At 73.1% G+C, this 7,448-nt stretch carries 8 protein-coding genes; 5 read left to right on the plus strand and 3 right to left on the minus strand.

Annotation, left to right across the window (positions count from 1 at the left end; all coding sequences use genetic code 11):
• The first annotated feature begins 24 nt into the window (after window positions 1–24).
• Genes AB0J55_RS21085 through AB0J55_RS21105 form a run of 5 tightly spaced genes read left to right on the plus strand, consistent with a single transcriptional unit; the run spans window position 25 to window position 4,635 of the window.
• Window positions 25–1,182: an FAD-dependent oxidoreductase gene (locus tag AB0J55_RS21085; RefSeq protein ID WP_364250737.1), complete on the plus strand. Its 1,158-nt coding sequence runs from the start codon at window positions 25–27 to the stop codon at window positions 1,180–1,182.
• The gene (locus AB0J55_RS21090) at window positions 1,179–1,442 is read left to right on the plus strand and encodes a (2Fe-2S)-binding protein (RefSeq protein WP_364250740.1); all 264 of its coding nucleotides are present in this window, start codon (window positions 1,179–1,181) and stop codon (window positions 1,440–1,442) included. Before AB0J55_RS21085 ends, AB0J55_RS21090 begins: the two co-directional genes overlap by 4 nt.
• Window positions 1,439–2,725 carry an FAD-dependent oxidoreductase gene (locus AB0J55_RS21095; protein WP_364250743.1) on the plus strand — a complete coding sequence of 429 codons (1,287 nt, stop codon included), beginning with the start codon at window positions 1,439–1,441 and terminating at the stop codon, window positions 2,723–2,725. The genes AB0J55_RS21090 and AB0J55_RS21095 overlap by 4 nt, the downstream gene beginning before the upstream one ends.
• Window positions 2,722–3,633: a dihydrodipicolinate synthase family protein gene (locus tag AB0J55_RS21100; RefSeq protein ID WP_364250746.1), complete on the plus strand. Its 912-nt coding sequence runs from the start codon at window positions 2,722–2,724 to the stop codon at window positions 3,631–3,633. The genes AB0J55_RS21095 and AB0J55_RS21100 overlap by 4 nt, the downstream gene beginning before the upstream one ends.
• A complete protein-coding gene (locus AB0J55_RS21105; protein ID WP_364250749.1) occupies window positions 3,634–4,635 on the plus strand; it encodes a proline racemase family protein in 1,002 nt (333 codons plus the stop codon).
• Here the strand turns inward: AB0J55_RS21105 and AB0J55_RS21110 are convergent.
• The 3 genes from AB0J55_RS21110 to AB0J55_RS21120 all read right to left on the minus strand — a co-directional run.
• Complete coding sequence (locus AB0J55_RS21110) at window positions 4,632–4,985, minus strand: VOC family protein (protein ID WP_364250752.1); 354 nt, start codon at window positions 4,983–4,985, stop codon at window positions 4,632–4,634. The genes AB0J55_RS21105 and AB0J55_RS21110 overlap by 4 nt on opposite strands.
• 55 nt (window positions 4,986–5,040) lie before the next feature.
• Window positions 5,041–6,300, minus strand: coding sequence for a cellulose binding domain-containing protein (locus AB0J55_RS21115; RefSeq protein WP_364250755.1), 1,260 nt, complete (start codon window positions 6,298–6,300; stop codon window positions 5,041–5,043).
• Window positions 6,301–6,686: 386 nt separating this feature from the next.
• Window positions 6,687–7,448, minus strand: a 762-nt coding sequence (locus AB0J55_RS21120; RefSeq protein WP_364250758.1) for a family 2B encapsulin nanocompartment shell protein, incomplete at its 5' end; no start/stop codon positions are given.

Raw genomic sequence — 7,448 nt, forward strand, 5'->3', positions numbered from 1 at the left:
GCTATACCGAACGCTGGAGGGTCGATGAACCGAACGCGGGTGGTGGTGATCGGCGCCGGCATCGTCGGCGCCGCGTGCGCCAGGGAGCTCGCCCTGGCCGGCTTCGACGTCCTCGTTCTCGACCGCGGCCGGCCCGCGGGCGGCACCACCTCGCACGGCGAAGGCAACATCCTGGTCTCCGACAAGGGACCGGGCGCCGAACTCGCGCTCGCCCAGCTGTCCGCCCGGCTGTGGCCGCGGCTGGTAGCCGAGTTCGAGCCGCGCGCGGCGGCCGCCACGGAGTTCGACCCGAAGGGCGGCATCGTCGTCGCCACCACCGAACCCGGCGCCGCCGCTCTCCTCGCCTTCGCCGGGACGCAGGCCGCCGCCGGGGTTCGCACCGAGCGGCTCGACGCGGCGGCCGTCGCGGCGGCCGAGCCCGCGCTCACCCGCGAGGTGACCGCCGCGGTCCGCTACCCCGACGACGCCCAGGTCCAGCCGGCCGGTGCCGCGCTCGCCCTGCTGGGTTCGGCGCTGCACCACGGCGCCCGCCTGCGCACCGAAGCGGAGGTCACCGGCGCCCGGGTCCGGGGCGGCCGGATCACCGGGGTCCGCGTGGCCGGTGAGGAGGTGGCGGCGGACGTGGTGGTGAACGCTGCGGGACCGTGGTCGGGGCCGGTGTCGGCCCGGCTGGGCGCGCCGATCGCGGTCCGGCCCCGGCGCGGCGAGGTCCTGGTGACCACGCCGATGCCGGGCGTGGTGCGGCACAAGGTCTACGACGCGGACTACGTCGGCGCGGTCGGCACGGGCAGCGGCGAGCTGCAGACGTCGGCGGTGGTGGAGTCGACCCGGGGCGGCACGGTGCTGATCGGCTCGTCGCGCCGCCGCGTGGGCTTCGACGACACGATCCGCCCGGCCGTGCTGGGCGCGATCGCGGCCAAGGCGGTCCGCCTCTTCCCGGCGCTGGCGAACGCCGCGGTGATGCGCGCGTACGGCGGTTTCCGGCCCTATGTGGACGATCACCTGCCGGTGCTGGGCGAGGACCCGAGGCTGGGAAACCTTTGGCACGCAACGGGTCATGAAGGGGCGGGGATCGGCCTGAGCGTCGGGACCGCCCGGCTGCTGCGCGAACTGCTGACCGGCGAGGAGCCGTCGATGCCGGTGGCAGAGTTCACTGTGGACCGGCCGGCGGTGCTGGCGTGAGCGAGCCGATCGAGATCACCGTCGACGGCGAGGCCGTGCCCGGGATCGCCGGGCAGACCGTCGCCGGCGTGCTCCTCGCCGCCGGGCGGCTGTCCTGGCGCACCACGCGCTCCGGCGCGCCGCGCGGGGTCTTCTGCGGGATCGGCGCCTGCTTCGACTGCCTGCTCACCGTCAACGGCGTCGCCGACGTCCGCGCCTGCCGCCGCCGCGCCGCCGACGGCGACGAGATCCGGACCCAGACCCGGGAGGAGGGCGCGTGACGCACGTCGTCATCGTCGGCGCCGGGCCCGCCGGGCTCGCCGCGGCCCGGCACGCGCTCGCCGCCGGCGCCGAGGTCACCGTCCTGGACCAGGCGGACACCCCCGGCGGCCAGTACCACCGGGGCGCGGCCCAGCGCTTCGACGCGCTCCTGAACCGGTGCACCTGGTGGCCGGAAAGCACCGTCTGGGCCGTGGAGGGCAAGCGGGTCCACGTCCTGCGCGGCCCGGCCGACGGGGCGGACCGGCAGCGGCACACCCTCGAACCCGACGCTCTGGTCCTGGCCACCGGTGCGCACGACCGGGTCCTGCCGTTCCCCGGCTGGCAGTTGCCGGGCGTGTTCACCGCGGGTGCCGCGCAGGCCATGGCCAAGGGGGAGGGGGTCGCCGTCGGACGGCGGGTGCTCGTCGCCGGCGCCGGGCCGTTCCTGCTGCCGGTCGCCGAGTCCCTGGTGCACGTCGGCGCGGAGGTGGTCGCCGTCCTGGAGGCGAACCCGGCCCGCACGGTCCTCAGTGGATGGTCGTGGCGAGCGGCCGCGCACGTCGGCAAGCTGGCCGAACTGGCCCGGTACGCCGGCACGCTGGCCCGCCACCGCGTGCCGTACCGCACGGGCCGCGCGGTGATCGAAGCCCGCGGCGGCGACCGGGTCCGCGAAGCCGTCACCGCGCGCGTCCGCGCGGACTGGTCGGTCGTCCCCGGCACCGAACGCACCCACGAGATCGACGCCCTCTGCGTCGGCCACGGTTTCGTGCCGCAGCCCGAACTGGCCGTCGCGGCCGGCTGCCACCTCGACAGCGGGTTCGTCCGGGTCGGCGACGACCAGCGCACCAGCGTCGAGGGGGTGTTCGCCGCGGGAGAGCTCACCGGCATTGGTGGTTCGGCTGCCGCAGCGGCGGAGGGCGCGGTCGCGGGGTGGGCGGCAGCCGGGAGGACACCGGGCCGCGCGCTGCTCGAGCAGCGTGACCACACCCGCGCGTTCGCCCGCAGGCTGGCCGCAGCGCACCCGATCGGCCCGGCGTGGCCGGGCTGGCTGCGGGCGGACACGATCGTCTGCCGCTGCGAGGAAACGACCGTGAGCGACCTGAAAAGCGCGGCCGCGGACCCGGCGGCCCCCGGTCCGCACGCGCTCAAGCTCGGCACCCGCGCCGGGCTCGGCCCGTGCCAGGGCCGGATGTGCGGCGCCGCCGTCGCCGACCTGTGCGGGACGCCCGAGCGGCACCACCGTCCGATCGCCCAGCCGATCCGGCTGGGCGAACTCGCCGATCCGAAGGAGACCCCAGCATGAGCACCCGCGACCTCGGCGGCGTGGTCGTCGCCGCCGCGCTGCCCTACCGGGACGATGCTGCCGCGCCCGCCGGGCTGGCCGTCGACTACGACGCCTACGCCGAGCACTGCCGTTGGCTCGTCGGCAACGGCTGCCGTGGCGTCGGCCCGAACGGCTCTCTCGGCGAGTACTCCTCGCTCACCGACGAGGAACGCCGGCGCGTGGCCCGCACCGCCATCGAGGCCGTCGGGTCCGACGGGATCGTCGTCGTCGGCGTGCACGCCCCGGGCGCGCACCAGGCGCGGGCCTGGGCCGAGGCGGCGGCCGAGGACGGCGCGCACGGTGTCCTGTGCCTGCCGCCGACGCTCTACCGCGCCAACCGCGGCGAGGTGCTCGCCCACTTCGAGGCGGTCGCGTCGGCCGGGCTGCCGGTGATGGTCTACAACAACCCGCTGGACACCAAGGTCGACCTCACCCCCGGCCTGCTGGCCGAAATCGCGCAGATCGACAACGTCGTGGCCGTCAAGGAGTTCTCCGGCGACGTCCGCCGCGTGCTGGAGATTCGCGAGCGGGCGCCGGGCCTGGCCGTGATCGGCGGCGCCGACGACGTCGTCCTGGAGAGCCTGCTGATGGGCGCCACCGGCTGGTTCGCCGGGTTCCCCAACGTCTTCCCGGCCGAGTCGGTCCGCCTCTTCGAACTCGCCACCGCGGGCAAGCTCGACGAGGCGAGGGCGCTGTACGAACCGCTGGTGGCCGCGTTCCGCTGGGATTCGCGCACCGAGTTCGTCCAGGCCATCAAGCTCGGGATGGACCTGGTCGGCCGCCGCGGCGGGCCGTGCCGTCCGCCGCGGGGACCGCTGTCGGACGCCCACCGCGAGCAGGTCCGCGCCGACATGGGCCGCGCGCTGGCGGCGCTGGGGGTGGCGTAGATGCGGTCCTCGCGCGCGATCACGGCGGTCGACTCGCACACCGAGGGCATGCCGACCCGGGTGGTGACCGGCGGGGTCGGCCCGATCCCCGGCGCCACGATGGCCGAGCGCCGCCGCTACTTCATGGCGCACCTGGACCACCTGCGGCAGTTCCTGATGAACGAACCACGCGGCCACTCCGCGATGAGCGGGGCGATCCTCCAGCCGCCCTGCCGCGAAGACGCGGACTGGGGTGTGGTCTACATCGAGGTGTCGGGCTGCCTGCCGATGTGCGGCCACGGCACGATCGGCGTCGCCACGGTGCTGGTGGAGACGGGCATGGTCGAGGTGACCGAGCCGACGACGGTGGTCCGCCTGGACACCCCGGCCGGCCTGGTCCACGCCGAGGTGACGGTCCGCGACGGGCGCGCCGAGCGGGTCAAGCTCCGCAACGTCCCTTCGTTCCTCGCCGAGCGAGACGCCGAGGTTTCGGTGCCGGGGCTGGGTTCCGTCCGCTACGACCTCGCGTACGGCGGCAACTTCTACGCCATTCTCGAACTGTCCTCGGTGGACATCCCGTTCGACCGGGCGGAGAAGGACCGGATCCTGACCGCGGGACTGGCGATCATGGCCGCGATCGACGAGCAGCGGCCGCCGAAGCACCCGGAGGACCCGCTGATCGGCGGCTGCAAGCACGTCCAGTTCCTGGCGCCGGGTTCGGACGCGCGGGCGTCGCGGAACGCGATGGCCATCCACCCGGGCTGGTTCGACCGGTCGCCGTGCGGCACGGGCACGTCGGCCCGGATGGCCCAGCTCCACGCCCGCGGCGAGCTGCCGCTGCACACGCCGTTCGAGAACTCGTCGTTCATCGGCACCACGTTCACCGGCGAGCTGGTCGCCGAGACGACGGTCGGCGGCGTGCCGGCGGTCGTCCCGGAGTTCTCCGGGCGGGCGTGGATCACCGGCACGGCGACCTACCTGCTCGACCCGTCCGACCCGTTCCCGGCGGGGTTCGTCCTCTAGGCGGGCTGCCAGAGCTCGATCCGGTGGCCTTCGGGATCGGTGACCCACCCGAACCGCCCGACCCCGGCCATGTCCTGGACGTCGTCGGCGACGTCGGCGCCGCGCTCCCGCAGCTGGGCGAGCATCGCGTCGAGGTCGCGGACCCGGAAGTTGAGCATGGTCTGCTGGGTGGGCGAGCCGAAGTAGTCCGTCCCGGCTTCGAAGGGCGCGAAGACGGTGGGGCCGGGTTCCTGCCGCCAGCTGCCGTGTTCGTCGGTGTCGAGACCGAGGCAGTCCCGGTACCAGGCGCCGAGGGCCGCCGGGTCCGAGGCGCGGATGAAGTACCCGCCGATGCCGAGCACACGTTCCATGGGCCGATCCTGCCAGCGGGACGGTGTCACCGGGTGGGCGACACGCGGGCCGCCGCTAGCCGGCGGCGCAGGACGCCGTCGTTCCGGTGCCCGTCCCGGTGCCCTGGTAGCCGAACTCCGCCGACTGGCCCGGGGACAACGCGCCGTTGAACGTCGTGTTCGTGAAGCGGACCGTGCCCGTGTCGCCGCTTCGGCCCGCGTTCCAGCCCGAGGTGATCGCCGCGCCCGGGGGCAGGCTCGCCGTGACCGTCCAGCCCGTGAGCGGAGCCGGGCCCGCCGTGACGCGGATCGTCGTCACGAACCCGCCGGTCCACTGGTTCACCGAGACCGCCGCCGTGCAGGCGTCGCCCGGCGCCGGAGTCGTCGTGGTCGGCGTGGTGGGGATGGTCGGCGTGGTGGGGGTCGTCGTGCCCGGGCCGTCGGTGAGGACCGGGGTCGGCCAGTCCCGCCAGTCCGCCAGGTTGCCCTGCTTCTTCGCCGAGATCCGGAACGTCCCGGCCGCGTTGCCCGTCTTCAGCAGGAACTTCTGGATGTTCTGCTGCAGCGGCGTGCGCCACTCCGGCCGGGTCGCGCAGTGGGTGCCGTCCTGGACGTCGGACCAGTAGCTGATGTTCGCGCCCGCCCCCAGAGCCTTGTACACCTCCGCGCCGGCCAGCGCCGCCACGCTGCCCGAGCGGGCGCCCAGCCAGTCGATGTGCGGGTTCTCCATGATGAACAGCCCGCGCGGGGCCACCATGGCGACCAGTTCGTGCGTGTCCACCGGGAGCCCGGCCGGATTGCCCGTGTACGCGCCGAACGCGTCTCCGAACCACGGCTGTTCCCCGTAGGCGTTGCTCAGCCCTTGCGCTCCGCTTTCGCCCGGGATGCCCCGCAGGATCGGGACACCGGCCGTGCCCGACTCGACCGGCATGGTCAACGCGATGCGCTGGTCGAGCACGCCGATCGCGAAGGCGCTCTTGCCGTACCGCGAACACCCCGTCACCCCGAGCGCGTCCGCCTTGAGGACGCGGCCGTCGGACTGCTCGATCACGTCGATGATCCGGCTCACGCCCCACGCCCAGGCCGCCAGCAGGCCGGTGCTGCTCGTGGCGCCGTAAATGCTGTAGAACGCGCCCTGCTTGTTGTTCCGCGGGGTCCCTTCCTTGCCGACGGCCAAGGGGTCGTAACTGATCACCGCAGCGCCGGACGCCTTGATCGTCGCGGTGTCCGCGCCGAATCCGCCCACCACGAACACCGCCGGGAACGGCCCGGATCCGCTGGGCAGCTGCACGCCGGCGGAAAACGCAGCGCTGCGGCCGTTTTCGGTCACGTTCACGGTGATGTTCGTGCCCGACACCGTGCCGCTGACGCCGGCCGGCTTCGCCGGTTTCCGGCCGTAGATCGTCTGCTCGGCGAGCCTCTTGATCTCCTCGCGCCGGCACCGCCAGTCGGACTTCGCCGTGACGCGGGTGCCGTCGATCTTCTTGAAGGGGTCGGGAAGCTTCGCGGACGAGGGGAACGAGCCCGGCAGCGAAACCGGGCAGTCGGCGCCGTCGTCCTCGACCGCCGCGGCGGCGCCGGAAGCCGCGGTGACGCACCGGCTTTCTCCCTTCCGGGAAACGAAGTAATGAAACGGTAGGGCTGTTTCATTTACGACGTCAAGAAGGGAGCGGGCAGCGAAAGTTTCGAATTCCCGGGTATTCCGAAAGTTTCGGGTCCGGGTTACTCCTCCCGGCCGATTTCGGCGGATTCGAGGATGGCGAGGGCGTCGGGGACGAGGACGGCGGCGGAGTAGTAGGCGGAGACGAGGTAGGAGATGAGGGCTTGGTCGTTGATGCCCATGAAGCGGACGTTGAGGCCGGGTTGGTATTCGTCGGGGAGGCCGGTTTGGTGCAGGCCGATGACGCCTTGGTTTTGTTCGCCGGTGCGCATGAGCAGGATGGAGCTGGTGCGGGTGTCGGTGACGGGGATTTTGTTGCAGGGCAGGATGGGGATGCCGCGCCAGGCGGGGACGTGGTGGCCGCCGAAGTCGACGCCGGCGGGGTAGAGGCCGGCTTTGGTGCATTCGCGGCCGAAGGCGGCGATGGTTTTGGGGTGGGCGAGGAAGAAGACGGGGTCTTTCCAGACGAGGGTGAGCAGGTGGTCGAGGTCGTCGGGGGTGGGTGGGCCGGTGCGGGTGGGGACGCGCTGGGCGAAGTCGGCGTTGTGGAGGAGCCCGAAGTCGGGGTTGTTGATCAGTTCGTGTTCCTGGCGTTCGCGTAGCGCTTCGACGGTGAGCCGGAGTTGTTGTTCGATCTGGTTCATCGGCTGGTTGTAGAGGTCGGCGACGCGGGAGTGGACGCGCAGGACGGTTTGGGCGACGGAGAGTTCGTATTCGCGGGGTTTGGCGTCGTAGTCGACGAAGGTGCCGGGGAGGACGGGTTCGCCGTCGTGGCCGGAGGCGAGGGTGATTTCGGCTTCGCCGTGGTCGTTGCGGGCGGTGGT

Source organism: Amycolatopsis sp. NPDC049688 (assembly GCF_040674975.1).
Taxonomy (GTDB): domain Bacteria; phylum Actinomycetota; class Actinomycetes; order Mycobacteriales; family Pseudonocardiaceae; genus Amycolatopsis.

What these genes read in the sequence shown, in the direction of transcription:
- AB0J55_RS21100 (WP_364250746.1), top strand. Translation starts at nt 2,722, where the DNA reads ATGAGCACCCGCGACCTCGGCGGCGTGGTCGTCGCCGCCGCGCTGCCC.
- AB0J55_RS21105 (WP_364250749.1), top strand. Translation starts at nt 3,634, where the DNA reads ATGCGGTCCTCGCGCGCGATCACGGCGGTCGACTCGCACACCGAGGGC.
- AB0J55_RS21110 (WP_364250752.1), bottom strand. Translation starts at nt 4,985, where the DNA reads ATGGAACGTGTGCTCGGCATCGGCGGGTACTTCATCCGCGCCTCGGAC.
- AB0J55_RS21085 (WP_364250737.1), top strand. Translation starts at nt 25, where the DNA reads ATGAACCGAACGCGGGTGGTGGTGATCGGCGCCGGCATCGTCGGCGCC.